The 1,623-nt window shown below is 33.6% G+C and carries 2 protein-coding genes; both read right to left on the minus strand.

The genetic code is table 11. The annotated features are described in order from the left end of the window. Nucleotides 1-406 (minus strand): hypothetical protein (locus GSM_RS14005; protein ID WP_010077855.1); only part of this gene is annotated, 406 nt, incomplete at its 3' end. A gap of 165 nt (nt 407-571) precedes the next feature. Continuing rightward, a partial coding sequence (locus tag GSM_RS04720; protein WP_010077856.1) for a LysM peptidoglycan-binding domain-containing protein occupies nt 572-1,623 on the minus strand: 1,052 nt, incomplete at its 5' end.

Here is a 1,623-nt window from a genome sequence, read left to right on the forward strand (position 1 = left end):
ATTCCGCACTTGAGCTCGTATAAAAAATAGTTAAATAATCTTGCATAGCGAGTAGAAAAGCTACACTCTTCATATCCAAAAATGCTTCTTCACTTGCTATTATATCTTCAAGTGAGTTCATAAAATTATTTAAATTATCTAATGAATAAAATATAGATGGATATACCCTATTCGGATCTACAACAGTTTTCTCTCCTTCAAAGAAAACACTCTCAAATTTCCTTAATTGTCGCTCAAAATTTCTTGTTTTCAGAAAAGAATTCATTATTTTCTCACCAAGTATTTTTTTTGCACCAGCTTTTCTTTCTTTTTCAAGTTTTGATTTATAAAATAAATGCGTACCTACTATACCCATAAATGTAGTAACCACTGGAATTAGTATTCCCTTTAATATACTAAAATTCATCTTGTGCCCCCCAAAAAAATCATCTTATAAAAAAGATATATCAAAAATAGAATTTATTCTACTAAAATTCAAAAAATTTTACAAAAAAATAGCCCCACTTCCAATTGAGAAAGCAGGGCTTTTAATATACGAACAATATTCGATTTTAAGGATCCTTAATGTTTGCTATTTAACTCTAAGTGATTGTCCAACATAGATATAGTTTACATTCTTTAATCCATTCAATGTTTTAATACTTGCAACCGTTGTACCATAATTCTTTGAAATTACACTCAATGTGTCGCCTTTTTTTACCGTGTAATATACTTTAGAACTTGTTGTTACGAATCCTGATACTTTTAATTTTTCACCAACATAAATAGTGTATGGTGACTTGATATTATTCAGTGTGGCCAACTTGGTATAAGTAGTGTTGTAGCTTGCTGCTATCTTAGATAACGTATCACCCAACTTAACAGTATACGTTGATGCTGAGCTTGTACCTGTAGATGTAGCTTGCTTAGCAGTCTGTAGAATCTCAACATTACTCTTATCAATCCAACTTAAAATATTAGCTAACAATACTTTACTCCCGCTTGCTTGTTGAATCGTATAGCTCTTTCCTTTAACCCATGACGGAATAGTTGTGCCATTAGACCATTTAGTTGCCGAAAAGTTTACTTTTACAGTATAACCCGCCTTTATTTCAGACTTGGTTGTGTTGTTAGCTGTTTGGCCTTGCTTGATAGCAGTAGTCGTACTGTTGGTCACGACTTTAGTAGCACCAGAGTTACTTGCTGTTGAAGTACCATCATAGCCTTTTTTAGTGACATCCAACAAGTCAACGTTGCCATCTAAACCGCCAGCCTTGTAATAGTCTGTAAACTGCCAAATAGCAACATATTTATGACTAGGGAATCCTGAATAGTCAGGTGTTGTCGTTACATATGAATGTGGATATCCAGCAATCCAAATTAGCTTTTCTCCAAATGTTTGAGCTAATGATTCATAGTCTAAGTTTGCATCTAAATATGATTTGTACGAATAAAGCATAGGTGTATACCCTGCTTCTTCAATTCTTTGCAAAGCATACTCAATATTAGCTGTATTGGCTTCTTTGTCTGTAGATGCACCAGCTTCATAATCAATCGCAACTATTGAGCCTTTAGGGGTTTGAACTTTAGGCAAGAAATAGTCCAAACCTTTTTTTGTTTGAGCTTGGTCACTTCCGTCACTGA

The organism is Liquorilactobacillus mali KCTC 3596 = DSM 20444, assembly GCF_000260415.1.
Lineage (GTDB): Bacteria > Bacillota > Bacilli > Lactobacillales > Lactobacillaceae > Liquorilactobacillus > Liquorilactobacillus mali.